General features: G+C 48.5%; 27 protein-coding genes. 12 read left to right on the top strand and 15 right to left on the bottom strand.

Annotated features, from left to right (window positions below; translation table 11 throughout):
- Positions 1 to 15: 15 nt before the first annotated feature.
- The gene (gene folB, locus ABXS88_RS04455; RefSeq protein WP_353673980.1) at positions 16 to 396 is read left to right on the top strand and encodes a dihydroneopterin aldolase; all 381 of its coding nucleotides are present in this window, start codon (positions 16 to 18) and stop codon (positions 394 to 396) included.
- 8 nt (positions 397 to 404) lie between these two features.
- Here the strand turns inward: folB and clpP are convergent, their stop codons facing one another.
- The 4 genes from clpP to gcvT form a co-directional block, all read right to left on the bottom strand.
- A complete protein-coding gene (gene clpP / locus ABXS88_RS04450) occupies positions 405 to 1,001 on the bottom strand; it encodes an ATP-dependent Clp endopeptidase proteolytic subunit ClpP (protein ID WP_353673979.1) in 597 nt (198 codons plus the stop codon).
- A gap of 109 nt (positions 1,002 to 1,110) precedes the next feature.
- Positions 1,111 to 1,617: a 6,7-dimethyl-8-ribityllumazine synthase gene (gene ribH / locus ABXS88_RS04445; RefSeq protein WP_353673978.1), complete on the bottom strand. Its 507-nt coding sequence runs from the start codon at positions 1,615 to 1,617 to the stop codon at positions 1,111 to 1,113.
- An 81-nt stretch (positions 1,618 to 1,698) separates the two neighbouring features.
- On the bottom strand, positions 1,699 to 1,887 hold the full coding sequence (psbZ, locus tag ABXS88_RS04440; RefSeq protein WP_353673977.1) for a photosystem II reaction center protein PsbZ: 189 nt from the start codon (positions 1,885 to 1,887) through the stop codon (positions 1,699 to 1,701).
- Between the two features lie 179 nt (positions 1,888 to 2,066).
- Positions 2,067 to 3,107: a glycine cleavage system aminomethyltransferase GcvT gene (gene gcvT / locus ABXS88_RS04435; RefSeq protein ID WP_353674776.1), complete on the bottom strand. Its 1,041-nt coding sequence runs from the start codon at positions 3,105 to 3,107 to the stop codon at positions 2,067 to 2,069.
- Between the two features lie 261 nt (positions 3,108 to 3,368).
- On the opposite strand from gcvT, the gene ABXS88_RS04430 reads away from it, so the two are divergent.
- The 5 genes from ABXS88_RS04430 to ABXS88_RS04410 all read left to right on the top strand — a co-directional run bounded on the left by ABXS88_RS04430 (position 3,369) and on the right by ABXS88_RS04410 (position 9,375).
- On the top strand, positions 3,369 to 4,301 hold the full coding sequence (locus ABXS88_RS04430) for a heme A synthase (RefSeq protein WP_353673976.1): 933 nt from the start codon (positions 3,369 to 3,371) through the stop codon (positions 4,299 to 4,301).
- Positions 4,302 to 4,334: 33 nt separating this feature from the next.
- Entirely contained in the window at positions 4,335 to 5,285 is a 951-nt protein-coding gene (locus tag ABXS88_RS04425; RefSeq protein ID WP_353673975.1) for a heme o synthase, read from the top strand.
- 280 nt (positions 5,286 to 5,565) lie between these two features.
- Complete coding sequence (locus ABXS88_RS04420; RefSeq protein WP_353673974.1) at positions 5,566 to 6,105, top strand: hypothetical protein; 540 nt, start codon at positions 5,566 to 5,568, stop codon at positions 6,103 to 6,105.
- Between the two features lie 141 nt (positions 6,106 to 6,246).
- Positions 6,247 to 8,145, top strand: a complete 1,899-nt coding sequence (locus tag ABXS88_RS04415) for a penicillin-binding protein 2 (protein WP_353673973.1) — start codon at positions 6,247 to 6,249, stop codon at positions 8,143 to 8,145.
- Positions 8,146 to 8,154: 9 nt separating this feature from the next.
- Complete coding sequence (locus ABXS88_RS04410; protein WP_353673972.1) at positions 8,155 to 9,375, top strand: lipid-A-disaccharide synthase-related protein; 1,221 nt, start codon at positions 8,155 to 8,157, stop codon at positions 9,373 to 9,375.
- Here ABXS88_RS04410 and ABXS88_RS04405 read toward each other — a convergent pair.
- Positions 9,372 to 10,334 carry a glycosyltransferase family 9 protein gene (locus ABXS88_RS04405; RefSeq protein WP_353673971.1) on the bottom strand — a complete coding sequence of 321 codons (963 nt, stop codon included), beginning with the start codon at positions 10,332 to 10,334 and terminating at the stop codon, positions 9,372 to 9,374. The two genes, ABXS88_RS04410 and ABXS88_RS04405, sit on opposite strands and share 4 nt — an antisense overlap.
- A 647-nt stretch (positions 10,335 to 10,981) precedes the next feature.
- Here ABXS88_RS04405 and ABXS88_RS04400 point away from each other — a divergent pair.
- Both ABXS88_RS04400 and ABXS88_RS04395 read left to right on the top strand, forming a co-directional pair.
- The gene (locus ABXS88_RS04400; RefSeq protein WP_353673970.1) at positions 10,982 to 12,103 is read left to right on the top strand and encodes a site-specific integrase; all 1,122 of its coding nucleotides are present in this window, start codon (positions 10,982 to 10,984) and stop codon (positions 12,101 to 12,103) included.
- 324 nt (positions 12,104 to 12,427) lie between these two features.
- A complete protein-coding gene (locus tag ABXS88_RS04395) occupies positions 12,428 to 13,204 on the top strand; it encodes a phage Gp37/Gp68 family protein (RefSeq protein ID WP_353673969.1) in 777 nt (258 codons plus the stop codon).
- Here ABXS88_RS04395 and ABXS88_RS04390 read toward each other — a convergent pair.
- From ABXS88_RS04390 to ABXS88_RS04350, 9 genes are all read right to left on the bottom strand, one after another.
- Positions 13,194 to 14,321 carry a three-Cys-motif partner protein TcmP gene (locus ABXS88_RS04390; RefSeq protein WP_353673968.1) on the bottom strand — a complete coding sequence of 376 codons (1,128 nt, stop codon included), beginning with the start codon at positions 14,319 to 14,321 and terminating at the stop codon, positions 13,194 to 13,196. The two genes, ABXS88_RS04395 and ABXS88_RS04390, sit on opposite strands and share 11 nt — an antisense overlap.
- A gap of 794 nt (positions 14,322 to 15,115) precedes the next feature.
- Entirely contained in the window at positions 15,116 to 16,123 is a 1,008-nt protein-coding gene (locus ABXS88_RS04385; RefSeq protein ID WP_353673967.1) for a hypothetical protein, read from the bottom strand.
- Positions 16,124 to 16,249: 126 nt separating this feature from the next.
- Positions 16,250 to 17,086: a PIN domain-containing protein gene (locus ABXS88_RS04380; protein ID WP_353673966.1), complete on the bottom strand. Its 837-nt coding sequence runs from the start codon at positions 17,084 to 17,086 to the stop codon at positions 16,250 to 16,252.
- A 151-nt stretch (positions 17,087 to 17,237) separates the two neighbouring features.
- Positions 17,238 to 17,390 (bottom strand): hypothetical protein, encoded by a 153-nt coding sequence (locus ABXS88_RS04375; RefSeq protein WP_353673965.1) that lies wholly within the window; start codon positions 17,388 to 17,390, stop codon positions 17,238 to 17,240.
- A 219-nt stretch (positions 17,391 to 17,609) separates the two neighbouring features.
- Positions 17,610 to 18,050 (bottom strand): hypothetical protein, encoded by a 441-nt coding sequence (locus ABXS88_RS04370; protein WP_353673964.1) that lies wholly within the window; start codon positions 18,048 to 18,050, stop codon positions 17,610 to 17,612.
- A 45-nt stretch (positions 18,051 to 18,095) separates the two neighbouring features.
- A complete protein-coding gene (locus ABXS88_RS04365; protein WP_353673963.1) occupies positions 18,096 to 20,624 on the bottom strand; it encodes a virulence-associated E family protein in 2,529 nt (842 codons plus the stop codon).
- A gap of 294 nt (positions 20,625 to 20,918) precedes the next feature.
- On the bottom strand, positions 20,919 to 21,101 hold the full coding sequence (locus ABXS88_RS04360) for a hypothetical protein (protein ID WP_353673962.1): 183 nt from the start codon (positions 21,099 to 21,101) through the stop codon (positions 20,919 to 20,921).
- A gap of 156 nt (positions 21,102 to 21,257) precedes the next feature.
- Positions 21,258 to 21,407 carry a hypothetical protein gene (locus ABXS88_RS04355; RefSeq protein ID WP_353673961.1) on the bottom strand — a complete coding sequence of 50 codons (150 nt, stop codon included), beginning with the start codon at positions 21,405 to 21,407 and terminating at the stop codon, positions 21,258 to 21,260.
- 44 nt (positions 21,408 to 21,451) lie between these two features.
- Positions 21,452 to 21,739, bottom strand: a complete 288-nt coding sequence (locus tag ABXS88_RS04350; protein ID WP_353673960.1) for a hypothetical protein — start codon at positions 21,737 to 21,739, stop codon at positions 21,452 to 21,454.
- 202 nt (positions 21,740 to 21,941) lie between these two features.
- On the opposite strand from ABXS88_RS04350, the gene ABXS88_RS04345 reads away from it, so the two are divergent.
- From ABXS88_RS04345 to ABXS88_RS04335, 3 genes are read left to right on the top strand one after another with little or no spacing between them, the layout of a single operon-like run.
- Positions 21,942 to 22,265, top strand: a complete 324-nt coding sequence (locus ABXS88_RS04345) for a helix-turn-helix domain-containing protein (RefSeq protein ID WP_353673959.1) — start codon at positions 21,942 to 21,944, stop codon at positions 22,263 to 22,265.
- Entirely contained in the window at positions 22,265 to 22,516 is a 252-nt protein-coding gene (locus ABXS88_RS04340; RefSeq protein ID WP_353673958.1) for a hemolysin XhlA family protein, read from the top strand. The genes ABXS88_RS04345 and ABXS88_RS04340 overlap by 1 nt, the downstream gene beginning before the upstream one ends.
- Positions 22,517 to 22,533: 17 nt before the next feature.
- Positions 22,534 to 22,806 carry a hemolysin XhlA family protein gene (locus tag ABXS88_RS04335; RefSeq protein WP_353673957.1) on the top strand — a complete coding sequence of 91 codons (273 nt, stop codon included), beginning with the start codon at positions 22,534 to 22,536 and terminating at the stop codon, positions 22,804 to 22,806.
- A 60-nt stretch (positions 22,807 to 22,866) separates the two neighbouring features.
- Here the strand turns inward: ABXS88_RS04335 and ABXS88_RS04330 are convergent, their stop codons facing one another.
- The gene (locus tag ABXS88_RS04330; RefSeq protein WP_353673956.1) at positions 22,867 to 23,394 is read right to left on the bottom strand and encodes a hypothetical protein; all 528 of its coding nucleotides are present in this window, start codon (positions 23,392 to 23,394) and stop codon (positions 22,867 to 22,869) included.
- Between the two features lie 121 nt (positions 23,395 to 23,515).
- Here ABXS88_RS04330 and ABXS88_RS04325 point away from each other — a divergent pair, with 121 nt between their 5' ends.
- Positions 23,516 to 24,133 (top strand): hypothetical protein, encoded by a 618-nt coding sequence (locus ABXS88_RS04325; RefSeq protein ID WP_353673955.1) that lies wholly within the window; start codon positions 23,516 to 23,518, stop codon positions 24,131 to 24,133.
- The last annotated feature ends 6 nt before the right edge of the window (positions 24,134 to 24,139 follow it).

Genomic DNA, 24,139 nt, shown 5'->3' with positions numbered 1-24,139 from the left:
CTTGCCTGGCCTGTCATGAGTGATACGATCCATGTTCAAAACATCCGTTGCTATGGCTATACCGGTTTCCTACCCGAGGAACAGGTATTGGGCCAATGGTTTGAGGTGGATTTGACGTTGTGGGTGGATCTGTCACAGGCGGGCCAGAGCGACTGCTTAGAGGATACGGTTGACTATCGCCAGGCCATTGAAAAAGTTCAGCAGTTGGTACGCTCGGCTCGCTTTGCCCTGGTAGAACGATTGAGTGAGGCAATTGCCGAAGCCATTTTAACGCTGACCGGCGTTACCCAAGTCCGGGTGCGACTCACTAAAGAAGCCCCCCCCATTCCTGATTTTGGCGGTCAGATCGTGATCGATATTCTGCGCTCCCGACCCAGAAACGAAAGGGCCGGGTAGGTGGCGCTCTAGAGGGGATTGACGGCAGAAGGCCGACGATTAATCACTTGGTCAATCAAGCCGTATTCCTTCGCATCTTCCGCAGACATGAAGAAATCCCGCTCCGTGTCCTCGACGATGCGCTCAAGGGGTTGGCTGGTGTGATTAGCCAGGTGTTGATTGAGCAACCCTTTGAGATACAAAATTTCCTTGGCCTGGATTTCAATATCCGTCGCCTGGCCCTGGGCGCCTCCTAGAGGTTGGTGGATCATAATACGGGAATTGGGGAGACTCATGCGTTTGCCCTTGGCCCCTGCACTCAGCAAAAAGGCCCCCATACTCGCGGCCAAACCTATGCAAATAGTACAAACATCGGGGCGGATTTGGTTCATGGTATCAAAAATACCCAGACCGGCGGAAACCGACCCACCTGGAGAGTTGATGTAGAGATAGATGTCCTTTTCGGGGTCTTCGGCTTCGAGAAAAAGAAGTTGGGCCACCACAAGATTGGCGCTTTCGTCCCGGACTTCTTGACCGAGGAAAACGATGCGTTCCCGGAGTAGACGGGAGTAAATATCAAAGGCGCGTTCCCCACGCCCAGAGGTTTCGATAACGGTAGGAATCATGGAAGAGTAGGGTGATCCAATCGGGTTTTCCTTGATTGTGACACAATCAGGACATTAACCCAGCACCACCACTCCCCGTCCTCGGGAATTTCCAGGCACCATACGGAGACTAAACGATTTGCCCCGAGGCAAAAGACGATGGCATTTGTCGCATTAGACTGGCCATTTCCAAGGCATTAAGAGCGTAGTGCCAACCGTGATTACTCTTAATGCCGGCCCGCTCTAGGGCCTGTTCCATCGTGTCCGTGGTTAAGATCCCAAAAATAACAGGTACTCCTGTCTGTAGCGCAATGGAGGCAATTCCCTTCGCCGCCTCTGAGGCCACAAAGTCAAAATGGGGAGTCTGGCCCCGAATCACGGCCCCCAGACAAATAATGGCATCATAGCGACCGGATAGGGCCAGCTTTCTGGCCACCAAGGGAACCTCAAAACTGCCAGGAACCCATACGTAATCTACTTGGTCATGGTCAGGTTCCGTATCAATGCCGTGGCGCTTTAGGCAATCTTGGCAAGCCGAGACCAACTTATCAGTGACCAAATCGTTAAAACGGGCAATGACGATGGCAAAGCGATAGGGCGGTGAAACCGGAGCAAACGTTCCTTCAAAAACGGTCATAAATGGTGACTCTAAAAAATATCGGTGATCAAACACCGAAATGGGGTGGACTCGGCGGATCACCGTCCCTAGGGATTCCGTTTAGATAACAAAGAAATTCAAAATAGCAACGACGACGACCAAAATGGCCCAGATACCGGAGCCTAAATAGAGAAGCGGTTTAGATTGATCCCAGTTTTGGGGGGAAGCGTAGGCAACGGGAACCCCAACTACCATGACAAAGGAAAATAAAACCAGGGCGGCTAGGGCGATTTGAAAGATAATGGACATTTTGTAGTTCTCCTATCGTTATTTTTAATACCAGTATGCTGTCAGGGCGATTTTGGGGCCACAGGTCAATATCAGGCGGAGTCTGATTGACCTAGAACACCCTACATAATATCAAAAAGCCGTCTGCTTTAAAGCCGATTCCCTTGGAAAAAAGGCCCCTATCCCTATTCAGGGACTCGCTAAGGACGACGATAGAAAGGCCGTTTAACAACACGAGCGGCATAGATTTTTCCCCGAATTTCGACCCCCAGACTTTGGCCTGGCTGGCTCCAGGCCGGAGGAACGTAGGCCAGGGCGATGGCTTGATCAAGAAACGGGGACAACGTACCGCTGGTGACGCGGCCGACGGGTTGGCCTTCGCAGACAATGGCATAGCCGGGACGAGCAATGTGACGGTCTTCCATCACCAGGGCCACTAGTTTTTTGGCCAGTCCGTTCTGTCTTTGCCGTTCTAAAATGGCCTGACCGATAAAAGGGTCGGGCTTATCCCTGTGCACCAACCAGCCCAGACCCGCCTCTAGGGGCGTGGTTTGCTCATCCATATCCTGGCCGTAGAGGCCTAAACCAGCCTCAAGGCGGAGGGTATCCCTGGCCCCCAAACCGCAGGGCGTCACCCCCCAGTCCAGCCAAGTCTGCCATAGTTTTTGACCTGTTTCTGCCGAGGCCATGATTTCAAAACCATCTTCGCCGGTGTAACCAGTACGAGCTAGAAAAATAGATTCCCCATTAAACTTTATGGATTGATGGGCAAAGGTCGGTAGCTCACTGAAATCCTGCGGGAACAGTCGTTGCAGGGTGCTCAGGGCCTGGGGGCCTTGCAGGGCCAGCAAAACCAATTCCTGGGAAAGATCCTGCAATTCCACTCCGGCTTGCTGACAGTGGGGTAAAAGCCATTGCTTGTCTTTCTCTGTCGTGGCCGCATTCACAATCAGGGTGACTTCTTCTCTATCTGCGGGGCCACCGTGATTATAAATAATGATGTCGTCGATGATCCCCGCCTGGGCATTGAGGAGAACCGTGTATTGGGCTCGACTGGTGGCCAGACGATGTAGGTTAGAAGGCACCAGGCCCTGGAGAAAGGACAGAACCTTTGGCCCAACTAGACGAAATTTACCCATGTGGGAAATATCAAAGAGGCCCACCTGCTGACGGACGGCTAAATGTTCTTGCTTCAGTCCAGAGAATTGAACCGGCATGTCCCAGCCAGCAAAGGCAGTCATTTTGGCGCCAGCGGCGGTGATTAATGGATAGAGGGGAGTACGGGCCAGGGAAGAGGTTAGAGACACGGGGTTGTAAGGAACAAAATTTTTTTCAGTGTAACGGGGATTCGGCGGGGGAGTGATCCTGAATTAAATCTAAAGAATCCCTGGAGTTGTTCAGATTAAACTACCGGCCTTTTACCAGTCTTCGTTAAAATCTGACGCAAGTGTTTACTCCGACAACTTGTCATAAATTTTTATATCAACTATTTCCCAACGGTAATGATAGATTCGACCCTGGCACGAGATGAACAATTTAACCCTAGTCTAATTCAGACTTGGATACGACGGCTGATTTGGAAGCTGGCCCTAGCAACCCTCCTGCTCATGGCCGTTGGCAGTGCGACGCGGGTAATGAATGCGGGCCTAGCCTGTCCAGATTGGCCCCTCTGCTATGGTCAATGGCTACCCACACAACAGATGAATCTCCAGGTTTTTCTGGAGTGGTTCCATCGTTTTGATGCGGCCCTCATCGGTGTCAGCACCCTCCTATTAGTGGGCCTTAGTTTCTGGTTCCGGACGATTTTACCCCGCTGGCTCCCCTGGGCTACGGTGGGGGCCTTGGGACTGATTTTAGTCCAGGGCCTACTGGGGGGCCTGACCGTGACCCAACTTCTACGCTTTGATATTGTGACGGCCCACCTGGCTACCGCTCTGCTATTTTTGGCCAGTCTGTTGGTGATGGCTAGCCTCCTCATGCCCTACACCAGCTACCATACCGCCGGCCCTCTACGCTGGAGTAGCGGTTTAGCCAGCCTTTGTCTCTACGGTCAATGCCTTCTGGGGGGGCTCGTGGGTTCCCGTTGGGCCGCCCATCAATGCTTGGCCGTTGCCGGTACTCCCCTCTGTCGAATTTTGAATAGTCATCTCCTGGGAGTCATTCCGGCCAGCTTAGGGGTTGTCATTACTATGGTCTGGGCTCTCCGCACTCCAGCTTTAAATCCTCGTCTACGGCAATTGGCCTGGATGGCCCTGGGTCTACTAGGCTTGCAAATTCTGGTGGGTACCGCGACTCTCCGTCTACACCTGCAGATTGAACTCCTCACCATTACCCACCACAGTATTGGGGCCAGTTTATTCGGAATACTCGTGGTTTTTACCATTCTGACTATCCGGGATGTAATCCCAGGAGTCTCTACTCCCGCTCAACGCTAACGGCCTCCTTATTCTTCCATTCATCAGTGCCTAATGATTACCACCACTCAGCTTGACCGCCGCCACGATAACCTACTTGCTGTTGTTAAAAGCTACTACCAACTGACCAAACCCCGTATCATCCCTCTCCTATTAATTACGACCGCTGCTTCCATGTGGATTGCGGCCAAAGGACAGGTCGATTGGCGTCAACTCTTAATTACCTTACTGGGGGGAACCTTAGCCGCAGCTTCTGCCCAAACCTTCAACTGCATCTACGACCAGGATATTGACTACGAGATGCTCCGGACTCGCCAGCGCCCTATTCCCTCGGGCCGGGTTCAACCCCGCCATGCCCTGGTCTTTGGTATGATTCTGGGTTTCCTTTCCTTTGCCCTCTTTGCTATTTTTATTAATTGGCTCAGCGGTTGTCTGGCCCTGGCCGGGATCGCTTTCTACATGCTGGTATATACTCACTGGCTTAAGCGCCACAGTAGCCAAAATATTGTCATTGGTGGAGCGGCCGGAGCCATTCCTCCCTTAGTGGGCTGGGCTGCGGTTACCGATCAGCTAGCTTGGACGCCTTGGGTATTATTTGGTCTAATCTTCCTGTGGACTCCTCCCCATTTCTGGGCCTTGGCCCTGATGATTCAGGAGGACTATGCCCAGGTTAAGGTTCCGATGCTTCCCGTTGTGGCCGGTACTGAGGCTACCGTGCATCAAATTTGGATCTATACCTGGCTGGTCGTTCCCTTTAGCTTTCTTTTGGTTTATCCTCTCCATCAAGCGGGTTATTTTTATGGTCTAGCCGCCATCCTTTTGGGGATCAAATTCCTGGCAAAAACCTGGCACCTCAAACAGTCTCCCACCAGCAAAGATGCGGCTCGGGGGCTATTTAAATTCTCCATTTTTTACCTTATGCTGTTATGCTTGGCGATGGTCATTGACAGTCTTCCCGTGACCCACCAGGTAATCGCAGCTATTTTGCATTATTGGTCATTCTAGCAGAAGCATGATCCCCAGAGTTTTGGTGACGATCACCTTGGTTTTTTAGGAAAAATATCCCTTGCTGGAATTAATTATTCCTACAAATTGATCTACAATCGGGAAACCTTCTAGGCCGCCTTCTCAACCATGTAGGGCAGGGCAGTAAAAATAAAAAGTTCTCAAAAGGAACAAAGTCCCTCGCTCAAATCGACATTAACCCTAAGAGAAGGGGGACTCTAGGAGAAAACTTTCTCATTTTGTTACCAGCAATACTTTTTTCTTGTCCATTGAGCCTGCTATGACTGCACTCCCCAAAGATTTTTTGCCCACTACCACTGCTGAGTCCCAACCGAGGAGTCGTCGTCGCCAAGAACGAATACCCCGAATCCATGCAGTGCATGCGGTACCAGAACAGAAGCCTGAAATGGGGCCGCCATCTCCCGTAACCCTACAAGTTCAGGAATTACCGACGGCTCTGCTAGTGTTATCCCACTTTCAACGGGCAACCACCGTGCTGACTCTGGGCCTGGTGACACTGGCCCTAGGGATTTATGGCTCGACGGTCTATACACCAATGCAGTGGAGTCGAGAGTACGCCAGGCTCAAAACCCTCCAGCAAACAGAACGACAACTTTTGGCTAATACAGAATCAATCAAGAACCAATTGGCCCAACAGGCCGAACAACCCAATTCTGGCCTTGTGAAAGTCTCACCTCAGCAGAATATTTTTCTCCCTACTAGTGCGCTTCCCAGCCAGCCTTTGACTCGAGAGAGCACCACTGTAGCCACGGTGAGCACCCTCCCTTTGGTCTTGAACCACAAACCCCTTGCCTATTGACGTATTACCTTCCTGGGCCCCTTACCCCTTCAGGAGACGAGACCACCGTCCCTGGGCTGGGTGATTTTGGGGGCCAAAAATCATAAAATTGGCCTGAGCCTTTCCTTGTCTTCTCCTCTCCGTTCTCCCTCGGCCTGCCCTATGACTCCTTCCCGTGTCAAGTCTACTTCTGTCCCTCGCCGTGGGCCTAGGCCCTTAGCTAAGAAGCGCCCTCCCCAGAAACCGCTAAAGTCCCCCCGAACATCTGCAAAACTGAAGACCGTAGGACTACCGACCTATCGTCTACTGTTGGTCTGGGGCATCCTGTTACTGGGGATGCTGGGTCTAGCCTATCGACTTTATCAGCTCCAGGTCATTCAAGCAGACAAGTTGCAGCGTCAGGCCAGGGCTCAACAAACAACAAGCCTACAACCCTATATTCCCCGTCGATCCGTAATCGATAGTCTGGGTAATGTGTTGGCGACAGATCGTTTGATGTATGTTCTCTACGTTCATCCCAAACTCTTTAAGGCTAGTGCAACGATCCCCGACCCTAAACAATACATTGCGGAGCAGTTAGCCTTGATCCTAGGGGATACAACTCCCCAGGCCTTGGTCTCCCGCTTTCAACAGCAAGAGAGCGGCATTAAATTGGCTACCCGTTTGAGCGAGTCCCAAGCTAGCAAAATTCAGACCCTGGGTCTAGATGGACTAGAGCTAGAAAAACAGTATGCCCGCTTTTATCCCCAGGATGAGATGGCGGCAGATGTGGTGGGCTACGTGGATGGGGATCACCGAGGCCAAGCGGGGGTAGAGCTAAGTCAAAAGCCGATCCTAGAGCGCAATGCCCTCAGTTTTTCCATTCGTCGAGCGGGCAATGGAACGATCCTGCCGGCTTCCCTGCCCCAGGATTTATTACAGTCCAATGATTGGCAACTCCAACTCACCCTCGACCTCCGACTCCAGCGGGCCGCTCGGGAAATTCTACGTGAGCAAGTTAAAAAATATAAGGCCAAGCGAGCTACAGTACTAGTTATGGATGCTCAGGATGGCGGTATTTTGGCCATGGTCAATGAACCGACCTTTAATCCGAATCAGTACTACAAGTCAAAAGTTGAATATTTTAAAAATTGGACGGTGAGTGACCTCTACGAGCCAGGCTCTACCTTCAAGCCCGTGAATATAGCCCTTGCCCTTGATGAAAAGGTGATCTCCCCCGATGACCATGTGTCTGATCCTGGCTCCGTTAAAGTTGGCCCCTGGACTATTTTTAATGCCAGTAAATCCGGCGGGGGCCTGATCAGCATTACGGAAGTGATCCGTTCCTCCAGTAACGTCGGTATGGTGGCCATTATGCGGCGGCTTAGGCCAGAACGTTACTACCATTTGCTGCAATCGGTGGGATTAGACCAGAAAACAGGAATTGATCTACCAGGGGAGGTTCCCAGCTATCTAAAAACTCAGGACGAATTTGTGAGTCAGGCTATTGAACCTGCTACAGCTGCCTTTGGCCAAGGCCTTTCCATTACTCCCATTAAACTTGTCCAACTCCAGGCAGCCGTGGCGAATGGTGGTAAACTCGTCACTCCCCATGTTGTTAAGGGCCTAGTAGATGCCCGCTACACGCTACATTGGCAACCCGATTATCCCATGAAAACCGTCTTCCGCCCCGAGAGTACCCAGGCCGTTGTCAAAATGATGGAAGCGGTGGTAGATGGCGGAACCGGTAAGGCGGCTTATATTCCGGGCTATCGCATTGGGGGCAAAACTGGTACGGCCCAGAAGGCTGCTCCCCGGGGTGGTTATCTTCCTAACGCTAAAATCACCAGTTTTGTCTCTATTTTGCCGGTGGAGAATCCTCGCTATGTGGTGGTAGCTGTTTTTGATGAACCGAAAGGCCCAAATACGTTTGGGGGAACGGTAGCCGCGCCGGTGGTTAAAAAAGTGATGGAATCACTGATCGCCATCAAAGGTATTCCTCCTTCCGTTGCTCAAGATGTTAATCCACTTCAACCTCTAGGGGATTCCCAGGAAGATACAGCTCCCCCTATTCACGACTAGGGCCTAGGTATGGCTAAACTACTGGTACTAAGCAATGGCCATGGTGAAGATGTCATCGCCGTTAAAGTCATCGAGGCCTTGCAATCCCTGAGTCCCCATAGCTTGATTCAGGCCTTACCGCTGGTAGGAACCGGCCATACTTACCAGTCCAAGGACATTTCCTTAATCGGGCCGGCTCAAACGCTGCCCTCCGGTGGTTTTATCTATATGGATAGTTGGCAACTGTGGCGAGACCTACAGGCTGGTTTAATTCCCTTAACCCTGGCTCAGTGGCACACCATTCGTCAATGGCGACGGTCGGGGGGCCAGATCCTAGCAGTGGGTGATCTGATCCCTTTGTTGTTGGCTTGGCTGAGTGGAGTCGATTACGCTTTTATTGGCACAGCTAAGTCGGAATATTATCTGCAGGATGGACAAGGCTGGTTGCCCAGTACAAAATTCTGGGAGTGTTGGCTGGGCGCCGACTATTATCCCTGGGAAATTGGGTTGATGAAATCCCCCCGCTGTCGGGCCGTTTTTCCTCGGGATAGCCTTACTCATCAGTGCCTTCAAGCTAGAGGGGTGAGGAGCTATGACCTGGGTAATCCGATGATGGATGGCCTAGCGGTAAACACAGATGGGCTAGCTGCATCACCAGGGCCAGGGTTATGTATCTTGCTACTCCCCGGTTCTCGCTCCCCAGAAGCAGAACGCAATTGGCAATGTCTGCTCCAGGCTCTGGAAGGAATTTTCACCCTGTTCGTTGGCCAACCCATCCAGGTTTTGGCTGCTCTGGCACCGGCCCTTGATCCCGCTTCTTTTCTCCAGGCCTTGATTGTCCATCAGTGGCAAGAAATTAAACCCCAAATTTTTCAGCGCCATCAGGCTTTTTTACATTTAAGTCAAAACGATTATGCGGCCTATCTCCACCAGGCCCAAGTTGCCCTCGCCATGGCCGGCACGGCAACGGAACAATTCGTTGGTCTTGGCAAGCCCGTGGTGAGTATTGTGGGGACTGGACCACAATTTAACCGTCAGTTTGCCCTGCGCCAGACTCGACTACTGGGAGAATCCGTCACCCTGGTGGAGGAACCGCCACAGGTTGCCCTGACCCTGGCCCAATTACTGAAAGATACAGCCAAGCTAGAACGCATCGCCCACAATGGCCCTCGACGCTTAGGGCCTCCCGGTGCGGCAGACAGAATTGCCCAAACCCTCCAGCAACTTTGGTCAACGTCCCCTGAACGTTAACCGCGCCAGACCTTAGCCAGGATTTCCGCCGGTAGGATGTCGGCAATTTTGTTGGTTTTGGATTGCAGACCGAGACAACGTTCTTGATGAGGGGGAATGAGTTGAGCCGCTTGGGTCGGGCCAAACAGGGCGATGGTATAGGTGCCAACGGCGACGGAGAGATGGAGGGGCGCACTATCGGGACACAACATTAAATTGGCCCCGGCTATCATCGCCGCTAATTTACCGATGTCACTGGGCTGGGTCGTCCTTAATTGGGGATGATTTCGGCGCATGGCCGCAATCCAGTCTTCATCCTCAGGCCCTTGTAGCAGGACGAGGGATAGGTTGGGTTGTTTACGTTGAATATCGTCAATGACCGTATGCCATTGGGCCACGGGATACAGGTTATCGGCCCCCATTAACCGGGCCAGACGACTCGCTCCACCATGGATTAAAACATAACCACTTTCTGAGAGACCTAGACGTTTTTGTTCCGCCTCAGCCCACTGGATGTCTTCCTTCGGCACATTAATCGTTAGGGGAGGACAGGAGGACTGGATGCCAAACCCCTGAATCAAGTCATGGTAAGTAACGGCGGCGTATTGGTCAGTTTGGAGAGGAATAGCCTGGGACAAAAACAAGGCCCCTTCACCTTGATAGCCAACCCGCAAGGGAATGCCATTGAGCCAGAGTAAAAGATTGAGTTGCCACTGCCGACTTAGGTTCAGGGCCACTTCATACTCGCGGTCTCGAATAATGCCGAGTAAATTGAGATAATCAGCTAAACCATTACGATCCTTGAAATCAAAGACCAGAACTTCATTCACGTGGGCACAGACTCGATAGGCAGACTTGGCACGGGGTTCAACAATGACATCAATGGCTGCATGAGGGTACTGGGCCTTTAGACTGGCGAGAGTGGGAAAGAAGAGGAGTTGCTCGCCAATTCCCCCAGGGACAAGTGCTAGGATGCGCATCGTTCAGAACCTTGATCGTTAGCGGTTAGCTTGATTTTTGTCAGCTTAACTATAGCAGTTTTGCGCTCGGGGGGAGTAGTAAGCCGTTGACGAAAACCCTAGCCTGAATCTTCGTCATTATGGGGCTTAACCAGACCTGAGTTCGACAGCTAAAAAGTAGCTTATGGCAAGGCTGGAAGTTCATAGTCTGTAATGCCTAACGAGGGCTTGTCAAGGTGTTAGGTGTAGACAATCAGACCTGAGGCTAAATTGACGAGGAAGTTAAAGGGACTACGACACTTGGAATGCTCGATCTAACCGTATTGGGAAAGGGACGACCCAGATTAAGGGCACAGGAAATTTAGAGCAATCCCTTTATCATCTAAATCATAAGGATGTCAAGTTTAAGCCACTTTTAGACCACTAAACCACTTTGTCTGTGACCACCATAAGTATGGATGCCGAAAGCCTTACTACGTCTAGTGTTTGAGTATGCCAGGAGGCGGACTTGAACCGCCGACACGAGGATTTTCAGGACTCGTGCCTACTTTTATAAAAGGCTTGATTTATAAGGCTTTGCGCGTAGGCCAGAATTTGAGGGTTATTTTTAGGTCAGTTTTAGGTCAGTTTTCCCCTAGCATAGAGCAGTGGACACAACGACCTAAACCATGCGCGAAATCACTCCAATCAATAACAATGGACTACTTAGGCTTCGCTTCTCGGTCAAGGGCCAGCGCTACTCGTTTAACCCGGTTCCCGGCGGCCGCTACGATGACCCCGACGACTTCAAGGCGGCCCAGGCCGTGGCCCTGACCATCATGGGGGATGTAAGGACGGGGAACTTTGACCCGACGTTGGCGAAATATGGGGGGAATTTGAAGGTGATTCAGAGCGGGCTAGATGCCAGCCAGGAGCGGCTCAAGGAACTAAGGGCCAAGCAAAGCCAGCAAGATATCCGAGAGCTTTGGGATAAGTACCGAGAATTTAAGCGCCCCCAGTTGGCCCCGACAACTTTAATGATTGACTTTGGACGGCGGATGAATTTCCTGGGGTCATTGCCGACGACCAAATTAGCGGAGGCCGTGGCCATCAGAGATTGGATCGTGGCCAATAAACCACCGCATCAGGCCAAAAAGATTTTGACCCAGTTGAGCGCGTGCTGTGACTGGGCCGTAGAGTCGGGAATGATTGAGCTAAACCCCTTTGCTGGGGCCGTGCGACGGATTAAGACCGTGACCGATGATGATGCGGAGATAAACCCCTTCACAACGCAGGAACGTGACCGGATCATCAGCGCCTTTGAAGCGAATCGGTATTATCGCCACTACGCGCCCCTGGTGGCGTTCCTGTTTTTCACGGGATGCCGGCCCTCGGAGGCCCTAGGGCTGGAGTGGCGGGATGTTCGCGGGGGGAAGCTCACTTTTAGGCGTTCCTATGCGGAGGGAACAATGAAGGCAGGACTAAAAAACCAGAAGCAACGGACGATCACTCTTAGCGAGAAAGCCCAGGCAGTCCTAGAAGGCTTGCCCAGGCAGTCAGAGATTATTTTCCTGGCCCCGGAAGGGGGCCGCATTGACTGGCACAATTTCGCCAATCGGGCCTGGCGGGCCGTGTTGGAAAGCCTGCCAGAGATTGAATACAGGAATCCGAAGCAGACGAGGCACAGCTTTATCACAGAGCAGATTCTAGCGGGGCAAAACCCTAGCGACGTGGCTAAATACTGCGGGAATCGGTCAGTGACAATCTACCGCCGATACCTGGGGGGAAACCGGGAGTTCAGGCCCAGTTAGGCTCACTAGGCGAACAGGTTAGGGGGGTTAGACGGCCGCTGGCCTCTTGGTTAGCCTTCTATTTTGAGAGCGTGAGATTCTGTTAGAGATCGTTTGTGGGGCGATTGCCACTTATTTTGATAAGTAGCAACTGAGATGCTGTAAGCAACTGCTGATTTTGTTGAGAATCGTATTATCTTATAAGAAATACACTTTACTTGCCGTCGTGTAATATGCAAGATGAGATTCCGCGACAAGTATACGCACAAAAATGCTATTTTATAGAAAAAATCTTAAATTCCAGGCAGGTAGCATCTGCCATAGATGTAGCTTGCGGAGTTGAATATGTCCAGCACACATACTGGTATTGAGTGGACTGATAAGACTTGGAACCCGACAACTGGCTGTGACAAGGTTAGCCCAGGTTGTCTTCATTGTTATGCGGAAGCTCTTACCCAGCGTTTTCCTAAGAACTTTCCTAATGGGTTTACTTTGACGTTGCATCCAGAGAGATTGAAAGAACCATTACGTTGGCGCACTCCTAGTCGCATTTTTGTTAACTCAATGAGCGATCTTTTTCACAAAGATGTTCCCCTGGAATTTATTAGACAAGTTTTTTCTGTCATCGATCGAACACCTTGGCACATATATCAAATTCTCACAAAGCGGCATGAGCGTTTAGATGAGTTGAAATCTAAGTTGGAGTTTCCACAGAATGTGTGGCTTGGTGTATCAGTTGAGAATCAGAACTATGTTGAACGTCTTGAATATCTTCGTAGGGTTCCTGTTTCAGTGCGCTTTATCTCATGCGAACCACTTTTAGGAGCACTAGAGCTAAATTTAACTGGTATTGATTGGGTTATTGTAGGTGGGGAATCTGGTCAAAAACATCGATCAATGCAACTTAAGTGGGCAGAAGACATCCGCGATCAGTGCCAAAATGCAGGAGTGGCATTTTTCTTTAAACAAGTTGGAGGAAGAACACCAAAAGCGGGAGGTAGGTTACTTGATAATGAAATTTGGGATGAGATGCCCGATGCATGGAATCAGCATATTCAAAAATGGGGAACTGTCCCACTTAAATCGGCGAGACGTTCAGGAAAATTAGAACTTACTGCTTAACTGGAAACGTAACCCTTAAATCATCTGCGAACGTTCCTTTCCGCCGTTTTTTACCAGCAGGTAAATGCACTGCAATTCTTCCTTGAGCTTCAAGATTACCAAGAGCAGTTTTGTAATTTTTGCTAATGTACGGTTTTCCAACATGATGCTGGTCATAAATCTCCTTCATTGTCATAGTTCTACCTGAAAACGTATCCAGCAACATAGCCTCCAGTTCATCAAGAGGACGAGTAAGCTCGAAGAGTAGCGGTTGTTGAAGAGTTGCAGGGTTATACTCAAAAGACGGCACACCCTGCGTCTGCTCAGAACTCTCTTTAGCCATTATTTCTTTCATGATTTCATATCCTTTGACATGCTTGCTAACGAAGATGAGGTGATGACTAGTGCGATTTCCAATTTCATGTCTAAATCGGAATGGTAGAACGTACTGACCACCCATTGCTTTTAGGGCTTCGCAAATAGCTTCTACAACGGTTAACTCACGCTCTTGTGGGCTAAGTGCTTTCAACTGTTCGCGGACTTGATCTGCTCGTATTTGCCCAAACAGTGCGTTCATATGCTCTTTAACAGCATCATTGCTCAAGCCCATATTAATACGGTTGTAATTGAAGAAAAAGATACAATCACAGCCCCAATCTTTAACGACTGAATTAATAAGTTGAAGTGATAATCCTTTGTATCCCCAGGGGTCAACAAAAAATAAGGTAGGAACTAATTTGCGCTCCTGGAAGGTTTGAACTATGTTATTTCCAATTTCATGATTGAGTATTTGAGGAGGATACTTTAGTGTTTCTATGCCTCGAATTGAATCTATAGCTTGTTGAAGAGAATTAACATTTTCAGCATCGGCATCGTTAAAAATTGATACCAACATATTTGGCATATCTGGATCTGAGATAGCGGCTTCCAGAACTTTTATTGGTGTTGATTGTGAGCCATCTTTATATCGTCCTGGCCCAGCAAAAAAGTCAATATACGCAATTCTTTGCTCTGAAACAGGTTTTTTCTTTAGGGTTGAAATAATGACTTTTGCCCAAGCCCAGAAATACTTCTCAACAATCCTGGCTTTGATCAAAGACTGCTCTTTTTGTTCATCGAAAAAGGAGTTTCCCGTCATAAGCTGTATCAATATTCACAATAAATAGAAAGGCTATAGCTAATAAGTCGTGTCCACTATGGTATTCGATTGTAAGCTCTAAGTCGTCATAGATTCGTTTTGCCAGGCTAAGCGTATCGTTGACAAACACCGCAGTATCTACTAGACCGCTTGGGGTATGGGAGTTTTCCTTCATAAGCTGAAACCAGGAATCGAAATTGCTTAATTCTTGCATGATGATCGCCCTTAACGTTTTTTAGGATTGCTGAATAACCGGTTCATTATATTTTCAAATTATTTATAGTTACTCAATTATCACTAGATTCTGTAATACTCCACTAAGCCTACGCTCACTGCTTATATCTTACTGTGCATCCAGCTGCCGAACGTTCCATAAAATGCCACACCAAGGGGTGCATCCCACTTGGCATAGTGCATATCTACTCAGCCTAGTCTGACGCTTTCGATGCGCCTACTTCAACCTTCTTTCTCCCCCTAGCCTGTGTGTACTACCTTAACTGGGATGCACCCACACCAAGTTTTCCGAGTCTTGTGCCGCCTTACGAAACATCTCAGAAAGAGGGTGAATCGTACAAATAGACCAATTCTCACCATCACAAAAACATTCTCCATCGGTGTACATACAGCAAGTTTGATCAACGTAAATATTAGATCCAAGAAATACACTCTATGCGATTGATAGCAGGCCGCCTAAGGTTGCCCATCACCCGCCGCAGATAACCTCTGCACAACACTGAGCGACTCTTGACGGCCTGTGTGCATGGGCGTTGTTAGGCATGACTTGAATACAGCATTTACTCATGTGGGTTAAATGGTTGAAGCTTTTTTAGATTAGATAAAAACTTTCTTGTAAACCGCTTACTTTTTATGTTTTTCCAAGTACTTTTAATAGCTATTGTAGAGCCAACAGCAAGAGTAAGACCTGCTGCACTCTGCCTTATATCTTGTAAAACTGTAGCATTTTGCGAATCGAGCAGCAGCCAAACACCTAATCCAAAGTATACGGATCCAGCACCAAGCTTAAGAATTTCATCTCTAAAATCGACCCAAATATTTCCAAGAGAAGGGCGAAAATTTGACTCTGCTTTATTTTCTGAACTTTTAATAAATGCCTCTAGTTCTTGATGAAATGCTTTCTGCATTTTGCGAAAATCCTCACCATTGCGGTGTTGAATAATTGCTTGAAAGCTAATCTCACTTAGATCAACTGGGAGTGCCAATTCAATTACCCCTTGAGCAGTTTGAATGATTTCAGCTTCATGAGGAGATTGAAAGCGTGTAAAAATGGAAAATCGATCCATTGAATCGTGATCAGTTATGGGAGAAATCCCTCTTTTGTCAGAAATTGCTTGAGATAAAATCGTCATATAAATAAGTGCTAGATCACGATGAACAACTATACCATGGTTATCCCTATGCCCTAACTTATTTTGCAAGCAAAAGTTTTCCCAGCAATCAGTATATTTTTCTTGAAAAAGAGTATAGTTTTGAGTGTCTTTCTGCTTCCAATTATCTACGAAATCCTTCTTCCCAAAGGTAAGCTTATAACGGTCAGGATGTTGAAGTATGCGCTCAACATTATCAAGCGCATCTAAAGTAGCATAGTGTCCCTCATTCTTTTCAGGTCGATGAGGATTAATTAAATCTGTCTCGTTCATAAGCTTATGATATATCTCATTGAGATGCTGGTCACCTGAACTAGGAATTATCGGAACTAATTTATCTAAATATAGAAGAGCAAACTTTAACCAATTTTCACTGTTCACTTCAAAGCCAGGGTAGTAGATTAGGTTTTCTAGCATTGATTAAATCTCTTTTTACCTATTTACTTAAATCTGCCGAACGTTCGCAATCACCGGACGCAAACAAACTATGCCACAAACGGAATATCTCAAGGTTCCAGTGCATTTCGAGTGTTAGATGTGAACTCACTCTATAAAATCTCCATCATCTTGAACAAAATCATCTGAGACGCCTTGACGCTGAATTAGCTGTTGCTCTGCTTTCTCCATCTCCTCTGTGACTGCTGCATGAACGATTTTCAAACCAACTGACAACTTATGTGTAAGAAGAATTTTTCGGCGCTCGCTTACTCTTTGTTTAAATTCCTGTTTCAACCAATCGTTGAGGTATGACTGATCATCATAAATAACCCCATAGTCATTGTCTCTACTGACAATCACAATATCCTTATTACTATCAATAGCACATTGAACAATCCACTCCCAATTAATAGCATCTCCTATAGAATTATCATTGGATTTCCGAGGGGGATATCCTAAACAAAACCTCTTTCGAGCTAAACGGCGAATTGTGAATCGCCTTTTAGATTCACGATTTAGATTGTATTGAGAACTAACTTTGAACAATCTCTGAAGGGATTGATATACCGGATCATTTTGTGATGGGTTAGTCAGAATTTTCTGGATTTTTGCATCAACTTTCTTTGATTGTTCTGTTATCTCCTTGCGCTTTTTGTCAATCATTTTTGATGCCTGAAGTTCAGCAACTAAAGCGGGTGTAGATAGCTTACCCCAATCAGGAGTTGAAAATTGTTTCAGCGACTCAATAATGACTTTTTGTCTATTCTTTTTATACTCCATCTCAATTTGAGAGCCAATTATTAAACGCTCTTTGCACGCCTCTAGCCGCTCAAGATATTTCATGCTTATATCTGATTTTCGGATGCGATAAAAATCGAGAAGAATATTCGTATCTACAAAGAGTAAAGCATCCATCTCTGGCGTTTTCTTATCTTTAGGCACTAGCTCTCCTATCGAGATATCAGACATCTAACCAGTAATTAAACTGCAATAGGAACTTTTGATGCATATTTATTACTTAACTTGTAAGGATAAACAGCATAGAAGCTCATACTCAATCTGCTACTGCCAAAAATGTACCGGAAAAAGACCACTAGGTCAAATTATTTGTAACGTTTTCAGGATTATTGGATAACCAAGTCATTATTGTCTCTGGATTCCAAAGATAGGTAGCACGACGGGCCTCTGGTCGGCGCTTGTCCAGGTAATGAACGCCGTGCTTGAGGTGGCCAGCTTTGACCAGCATCAGCAGTTCATACCGAGAGAGGGGGATTTGCCCCAGAGATTGAGTACCGCAACCCCAAACAGACCAGGCACAGCTTTATCACAGAGCAGATTCTAGTGGGGCAGAACCCTAGCGACGTGGCTAAATACTGCGGGAATCAGTTAGTGACAATCTACCGCCGATACTTGGGGGGAAAACGGGCTTAAAATCCCGGTTATAGTGGAGGGAATGGCCTTGTCGTTAGCGCAATTGCTTAACCTTTTTCCCGTTGCCATCCTTGAGAGCCTTTAATGATTTTTCGGACATATTAAAGTACGCATTTGGCGACCCAAACTCAGCTACTTTTACGTCAAACCCCGCCAAGACTGCCCCGACGATGAAGGAGCCATTAGCAATGTAGCAACGGGGTGGAGTGTCTTCTACCCAGTGCTTTAGCCCGTAGCTTGAATGGTTGCGGTTAAAGGTTTTGATTTTTTCAACATCCTTTAGCCAATCAATGACCCGCTCGATTTGTCCAATATTTTTGAAGAGGTCTTCCTGTTTTTCCTTTAGCTCCCTTGCAAACTCGCCAGACTTAATAGCTTCTCGGTAACGAGAGGGCTTGATAGGGATTCCAAAGCCAAAATAATTGAGGCTTGGATATTTTTCTAGAACTTCCTGAATCTGATGTTTCGTGACCATGGTGCTTGTTTGTCGTTTTGCAGTGTGGTTAAGTTACCAGTCGATTCAATTCATGCTGGCCATTGTATCCCCCCCATTGGGCAATTCTGCGTACACGGCCCGGAGCTTGTAAACCAAGTCCAATTGCTGGCCGGGGGTTAAATCCTCCCAGCTTGCCGCGCCAAATTCAGCCCGACAGTAATCCCGCAAGCGTTCCGCTGACCACTCAAGCGCGTCACGCTCAAACAGTACCATTTCAGCCCGTTTCTTTTCGGCTTCCTTGCTGTCTTCATACAGCAATAAATTTTGCTTGCCGTTTCCGTTTTTCGGAGTGCTATTAGAAAAGTGCCGGGATTGGTCGGGACGTTGGGACGTTCCTTGCTGGGCAAGACTTTCAGAGTTTTCGAGGTCGGGATTTGTGGTCGGGACTGTCGGGACGTTGGGACGATGCCCATTCTGTAGAGTCCCAACCTTAACCCCATTTTCTAGGAGGTCGGGACTAGGTTGGGACGCATAAAACCCTTGTGCTGTATACTCTGTCCCAACCATCCCAACCTGTCCATCTAGTTTGCTATAGAGAGGGTTAAGTCTTACGTTGCGGCGTTTTGTTTCCCCAAATTCTGTTGGGACTAGCCGCTTGCTGTCTTTTGTCCATCCCAGGTTAGACAAAATTTTCATGACCCTCATGTCCTCGGCCCGCTTGATTTGCCCCGGCTCGATTTTGAATAGCTCTGTCAGGATCTGGTAGCTGGAAATACACTCTTTCCCCTGAATGAAGGCCTCAATTTCATCCTGCCAAGCATCGACCTCCCGGAAGTCGCTATTAATCAAGGCGATGGCGGCCTTTTCTTCATCATTGGGCCACCACTTGGCCCCAGACTGGTAGGCATCGTAAGCGGCGGCCCAAATACCATCCCGCTCCCTAGTCACCATGGGAATGTCAATTTCTGCGAGATGCTCAGCTACGGGAATAATCCAGAAACGACGGTTCTCGTCATCAACCAGAAACCGGCTGGGGTTGACCGTCCCACAGAACACGCAAGGCCTGGGCAAGTTAGGTTCAATCTCCCTGGCATAGGGCCGGCGGAAAGAATCGGTTTTCTGGGTCAGCCAGTGCTTCAGGATGCCGGCCGCTTTCTTGGAGGTGATGCGGTCTAACTCTGACAGCTCAATAATCCAGTTGCTATGGACGATCATTAGGCTGTCCTTGGATTCGATGTCCTTGACGCTATCGGAGAACCACGCGCCCCCCAGTACCTTGAACCATGTTGATTTGTATTTTCCCTGGGATGACTGGAGAATCAGCGTGTGATCTACTTGCGTCCCTGGGTTGTCGGGCGTTCCCTTGTTTAAGGCCCTGGCCACGGCGGAAATTAACCACATTTCAACGAGACGGTTATAGATTGGCTCCGACCGGCCGAAGTAGCGCTCTGCCAAGTTGTCAATTCTGACCCGCTCTGGTTTTTCGGCTACGCCCTCTAAGTAGCGCTCCACCGGGTTAAAGGATTTCTCCTTGGCAAAGTTGATCAGCGTGTTATAGATGTCTTCTGTCGGCGCGGTCTCCTTGAACCGACGATAGAACCACACTTTGCAATCTGACCCCAGGGCGAGGCGTTTCCCTTCTAGGAGCAATTCCGACCGCAGCTCGTCAAATTCCAGATCGTCGGCTATTTCGTTCTGGACAAACTCAACTAGCTCAGGAAGCTTAAGGTCTTTGTGACCGCCATAGACTCGGGAAGTCTCGGCTTGGGGCTGGCTTAATGGTCGGCTGGTTTCTACCTGATACTTAACCCCGTTCTCCCTTGCCCATTTCTTGCGACAGTTTTCAATAGCTTCAGGGGGAAGCGGTGGCTCAATGCGTGGGTCTCTTAGCGCATGTTGCCAAATAGACTGCCATTCTCGCTCTGTCCAGTCCGTCGAGTCGCACCGACTACAATAAGCCAAAAACAAATTCTCAGCGGAATCTAGATAGGGGATGCTGTTCCGCTGAAGCCATTCCTCAGTAGCTAACAAATCCTTTGCCAAGCCGAAGCCCTGGACATTACGCCCCCCAGTTCTGGCCCCATTGGTGATCAGATCACGCTGTTTGTGGGGAAGACAGCGCTCTAAGGGAATCGGCAGGATATGGCCATTGGTGACTGGCTTGCTGGTATCTGGTTTAGGTTGTTCCGGTTTAGGTGGTTGTGCCTTTTGTAGGGCCTCTTCAATCTCCGCCTGACTGTATTTCTTTTCACTGACATTGATTAACTCGCACTGTACCGGGTCGGCGTTGGCTTTAACGTGCCATGACCCTGCTACTCGTAGCACTCTGCTGGGGTTTTTAAGAGTGCGGTCAGCGTCCAAGGCGTTCAGTAAATTGGCCTGCAAAATACGCCAATCTTCAGAGGGCATTGGTTCTGCTAATACCCAGTAGCAGTGAATAGATTTACGGGTTTTAACCTGGAAAGTTGGCTCTAAAAAGTCTTTGGTTTTCCAAAGTATTTCCTGTTCCTCTAAGGGGCGGTCGTCCCACTCGCAAAAAAAGGCGCGGCAAGTTGTTACTTCCTCGTCTGTATCGCCGCCGCCATTGACAACGAAATACAGACCGCGAACCATATCACCCTGTATGTTTTCCAGGGGTTTTAACCTATATCTGGAGAGCTTACGTTTTGTAGTGGTTCCCTTATATCCATTGCCGGGAATTTGACGATAAAAAATCGGCTCTGTTCTGCTATAACCGAGTAAATCAAGCTGTTTTTCGTGTTGGTTTAAGTCTATTTTCATGCTACAATTAACCTAGTTTTGCAGGTTCTGTTCTGTAATTCTTTTAGTGGATTTTGTGGAGACAAAAGCTAATAACCTAGTCGAGGAGAGAAGAGAGAGAAGCTAAGGTTCTCCCTCTTTTTTTTGTTAGTACCGATAGGGGTCTAGTTTGCTAAAACTCCGCTTTACTAATTCCCGTCTGCTCAGAATTTCCTTGGGGTCAATTCCTGAGTAGCCAATACGGGTACATTCAGGGCAGAGCTTTGCCGGCGCGTCGTCGGGATAGCAACGGTCTAGGAGACAGCGGCAACGTTCACAGCGACTGTTCATGGTCAATGCCCCCAAATTCGGTTTCTAGAGTGTCAACGCAGTGCAAGACCATTTGATTTAGACTCTCTATTCGAGCGCGGAGGTCTTTCATCTCAGCGTCCATCCTGTCTAATCGCTTAGCCAAATTCCTGCGAAAAAGCGCGTCATTGTGTTCATTCACGGCTGGCCCTCCTCTTGCTGATTCAAGGCCTCAATCAGAAGGTCAGCGGCTTTAACTGCCTCCACTGCGGCCAGCCGACCATGACAGCCCCTGGACAAAAGACCTTGATGGGCCAGGGCCGCAAAATATTCCCGCTTGGTGAGCATTGGCGTATTTAAAAGCGAGGCCGGTATTTTCCATTGCATATCGCTCACGCCACACCTCCAGACCGACCAGTAAGGGGTAGAGATTGCACCGGGCGAACCTGTGGGGGATGCCAGCCGGCCCTGGCCCCATGGATGGCCCGCCATTGCACTTTGCTATAAACCGAGCCTCCCAAAAGGCTTTCTATCCGGTCGTAAAGTCTGACTTCAGGGGAGGCCCCTGGCGCTGTCGGGCGGTTATGGCGCTTCATGGCCTTGTATTCTTCCGTCAGCGCCTCATCAAAAGCTTGGGCCGCCGCCGCCAACGCTTCTATCGATTGTTCGAGCTTGGACATAGTAAGCAGTAAACCCCCCGGCTAAGGGGGGGCGAGAATTGCAAGTTAGGAGTTAATCGGCGGCGTGACTCGCCCCTTTCGCTTATTTGTTGTCAAGCTTTAAAATGTAGTTGTCAGAGCTTAGAAATAAGCGTCACTTTTGTGATAGAGAGTCTTGGGCAGGGAGAAGATTGGAACCCTTACCCTGCCTAGGTTCTCTCTAATGAATCCCCCGTCTAAGAAAAGAGAATTCATGGTCACAGACCATAAATATCCTAAAATGGAAAGAGTCGTCCGTCAACATCTGAAAGCCGAAGTGATTAAAGAATTAAGAAAAGAACTTGGTTTGTCCCAAGCTGAGCTTGGCTCCTTGCTTGGCAGTGATCAGACTGACATCAGTAGGCTGGAGCGTGGGCAGAAAATTCCGGATTGGCTGATGAAGGCGGTCACGTTGAATCGGCTCTTGCAAAAAGCACAGTTGTCTTTTGACGATTTACTTCTGTCTCTCCCAGACCCTGAAGATTATTCAAAAGTGAAGGAATCCTAATGAGCACCATCGTTGAGACAGAGCTAAAGGACGTGCTAGCTAAGATTGATAGCCGCCTAGAGCGTATTGAGACAGACCTGACGGACATCAAAATATCTCAGGCCAGGATGGAAGAGAAACTAGACTCCCTAGATGATCGAGTCCGAAATTTAGAGGGCAATCAGAACAAACAAATTTGGGCCCTAATCCTGGCCATTCTCGGGGCCTTGATTACTGCAACGATTAGGTTTAGCTTCTTCCCCAAAGCCTAGACCTCTACCAAATAACCATGAGCAACATCATCGAAACCGACCTTAAGGATATTCTGGCTAAGTTTGACCAGCGCTTTGACCGTCTGGAGCAACGCCTAGACCGCATTGAGACAGACCTGACCACTATCAAAATAGACGTGGCTACCATCAAAGTTGAGATGAGCACCATTAAAGAAGATGTCAGGGATTTAAAAGGGCGTACTTCTGCCCAAATCTGGGCCTTGATCGGCATCATCTTCACCGCCGTCGTCAGTGCCGTCATCCGGTTTGGCTTCTTCCCCAGAGCCTAGACTAGAAGCGTACACCGGGAAATGTCTTAGCACCTCCCAGATGTAGTTATTACTTGGCCCCTAGTGGTTAGGGGTTTTCTTTTTGGGCCAGCGGAACCATTTCCGCCGATTATTCTGCCACCAGCGGGCCGTCAGTATCTTGAAGTGATAAAGATAGGCGGCCCCAATAAAGAAGGCAATAGCCAGCACCTGGGCATATTCCTTTTTCTGGCTTTGGCTAAACTCATTGGGCGGATCAATCTCAACTTTGACATGCAGGGCCAGCACTCCAATGCCAACGGCTGCCAACACAATCCCCCAAGACACAACCCCCTCTAACCAACTGGCCCGGCTGGGAATCCATCTAGACCAACGCGGGGAGGGCTCACCCCAGAGGAACTGATGGACATGGGCCCAAAGCCAGGCTGGAAAGATAACTCCCACCAGAACAATAAAGGTGATGACTTTCCAGCGTTCGGGCTGGTGCAATTCCAACAGATTGTATATTGATTCCCCAAACATTCGTAGAAGAATCAAAACGGGGATTAGTAAGACAAAAGCAATAACCGCATTTAGCCAGGCCCGAGGTGACGGAATCCAAAAACCCATAAGCCAATCTCCGAAACTGCCCTAATTTTAGGCATTCTGCTTTGTGGAAAACTTGTGGAAATTGTGTGGAAAAACCATTGAAAATTGGGGATAATCAAGACAGTTTCGTCAGGGTTTGACTATGACTGTGTTACCTGCCAGGCTGTCTCGCCTTGCTCTTGGGATTGATTCTGTAGAGAGGGGGATAGTGTTTGCTCTGCTGGCCCTCAAACAGGCAACCTTGGCCCTCCCTGACACCAACCCCAACAAAGAGGCCATTTCTCTTGTTAATACAGTGTCCATTGTGGATGGGGTCTATAGGGCCACCCTGGCGGCAAAGGTGGTTCTTCCGTTTGACAAAAACTTGTATCTACAGGCAGCCGGCTCAGTTTCTGGGTCAGTGCTTCCGCTGTCAGATTTAGAGGTTAGCGTCTTGGGAGTTTCCCTTACAGAAGGGAATTATTACCCTATCCCTGAAGATCCGCCAGAAATAGAGACGCTAGAGCAGTATCTAGTCTGGCTGTCATTGTTCTGGCAACAAAATTTCACCAGTCCAACACTGAACTTGGTTAAGTTCACAAATTATCTAGCCAATAATTTAGTTTTGGAATACGCTATCCCTTTTGATTATTTAACGTATCTCCAAACTCAAAATCTGTTAAAAGCAGTGCTTCCTCAAATTTCAGGAAATGAACCTGAAATACCAACATTTGTTGGAAATGATTTCCTTTTCAATAATTCAATCCATCTTGTAAATTAAGCAAAA

Source organism: Synechocystis sp. LKSZ1 (assembly GCF_040436315.1).
Lineage (GTDB): Bacteria > Cyanobacteriota > Cyanobacteriia > Cyanobacteriales > Microcystaceae > Synechocystis.
The sequence above is the reverse complement of the archived record's forward strand: the minus strand, read 5'-3'. Positions and strand labels throughout refer to the sequence as shown.

What these genes read in the sequence shown, in the direction of transcription:
- folB (WP_353673980.1), top strand. Translation starts at nt 16, where the DNA reads ATGAGTGATACGATCCATGTTCAAAACATCCGTTGCTATGGCTATACC.
- clpP (WP_353673979.1), bottom strand. Translation starts at nt 1,001, where the DNA reads ATGATTCCTACCGTTATCGAAACCTCTGGGCGTGGGGAACGCGCCTTT.
- ribH (WP_353673978.1), bottom strand. Translation starts at nt 1,617, where the DNA reads ATGACCGTTTTTGAAGGAACGTTTGCTCCGGTTTCACCGCCCTATCGC.
- psbZ (WP_353673977.1), bottom strand. Translation starts at nt 1,887, where the DNA reads ATGTCCATTATCTTTCAAATCGCCCTAGCCGCCCTGGTTTTATTTTCC.
- gcvT (WP_353674776.1), bottom strand. Translation starts at nt 3,107, where the DNA reads ATGACTGCCTTTGCTGGCTGGGACATGCCGGTTCAATTCTCTGGACTG.
- ABXS88_RS04430 (WP_353673976.1), top strand. Translation starts at nt 3,369, where the DNA reads ATGATAGATTCGACCCTGGCACGAGATGAACAATTTAACCCTAGTCTA.
- ABXS88_RS04425 (WP_353673975.1), top strand. Translation starts at nt 4,335, where the DNA reads ATGATTACCACCACTCAGCTTGACCGCCGCCACGATAACCTACTTGCT.
- ABXS88_RS04420 (WP_353673974.1), top strand. Translation starts at nt 5,566, where the DNA reads ATGACTGCACTCCCCAAAGATTTTTTGCCCACTACCACTGCTGAGTCC.
- ABXS88_RS04415 (WP_353673973.1), top strand. Translation starts at nt 6,247, where the DNA reads ATGACTCCTTCCCGTGTCAAGTCTACTTCTGTCCCTCGCCGTGGGCCT.
- ABXS88_RS04410 (WP_353673972.1), top strand. Translation starts at nt 8,155, where the DNA reads ATGGCTAAACTACTGGTACTAAGCAATGGCCATGGTGAAGATGTCATC.
- ABXS88_RS04405 (WP_353673971.1), bottom strand. Translation starts at nt 10,334, where the DNA reads ATGCGCATCCTAGCACTTGTCCCTGGGGGAATTGGCGAGCAACTCCTC.
- ABXS88_RS04400 (WP_353673970.1), top strand. Translation starts at nt 10,982, where the DNA reads ATGCGCGAAATCACTCCAATCAATAACAATGGACTACTTAGGCTTCGC.
- ABXS88_RS04395 (WP_353673969.1), top strand. Translation starts at nt 12,428, where the DNA reads ATGTCCAGCACACATACTGGTATTGAGTGGACTGATAAGACTTGGAAC.
- ABXS88_RS04390 (WP_353673968.1), bottom strand. Translation starts at nt 14,321, where the DNA reads ATGACGGGAAACTCCTTTTTCGATGAACAAAAAGAGCAGTCTTTGATC.
- ABXS88_RS04385 (WP_353673967.1), bottom strand. Translation starts at nt 16,123, where the DNA reads ATGCTAGAAAACCTAATCTACTACCCTGGCTTTGAAGTGAACAGTGAA.
- ABXS88_RS04375 (WP_353673965.1), bottom strand. Translation starts at nt 17,390, where the DNA reads ATGCTGGTCAAAGCTGGCCACCTCAAGCACGGCGTTCATTACCTGGAC.
- ABXS88_RS04370 (WP_353673964.1), bottom strand. Translation starts at nt 18,050, where the DNA reads ATGGTCACGAAACATCAGATTCAGGAAGTTCTAGAAAAATATCCAAGC.
- ABXS88_RS04365 (WP_353673963.1), bottom strand. Translation starts at nt 20,624, where the DNA reads ATGGTTCGCGGTCTGTATTTCGTTGTCAATGGCGGCGGCGATACAGAC.
- ABXS88_RS04360 (WP_353673962.1), bottom strand. Translation starts at nt 21,101, where the DNA reads ATGAACAGTCGCTGTGAACGTTGCCGCTGTCTCCTAGACCGTTGCTAT.
- ABXS88_RS04355 (WP_353673961.1), bottom strand. Translation starts at nt 21,407, where the DNA reads ATGCTCACCAAGCGGGAATATTTTGCGGCCCTGGCCCATCAAGGTCTT.
- ABXS88_RS04350 (WP_353673960.1), bottom strand. Translation starts at nt 21,739, where the DNA reads ATGTCCAAGCTCGAACAATCGATAGAAGCGTTGGCGGCGGCGGCCCAA.
- ABXS88_RS04345 (WP_353673959.1), top strand. Translation starts at nt 21,942, where the DNA reads ATGAATCCCCCGTCTAAGAAAAGAGAATTCATGGTCACAGACCATAAA.
- ABXS88_RS04340 (WP_353673958.1), top strand. Translation starts at nt 22,265, where the DNA reads ATGAGCACCATCGTTGAGACAGAGCTAAAGGACGTGCTAGCTAAGATT.
- ABXS88_RS04335 (WP_353673957.1), top strand. Translation starts at nt 22,534, where the DNA reads ATGAGCAACATCATCGAAACCGACCTTAAGGATATTCTGGCTAAGTTT.
- ABXS88_RS04330 (WP_353673956.1), bottom strand. Translation starts at nt 23,394, where the DNA reads ATGGGTTTTTGGATTCCGTCACCTCGGGCCTGGCTAAATGCGGTTATT.
- ABXS88_RS04325 (WP_353673955.1), top strand. Translation starts at nt 23,516, where the DNA reads ATGACTGTGTTACCTGCCAGGCTGTCTCGCCTTGCTCTTGGGATTGAT.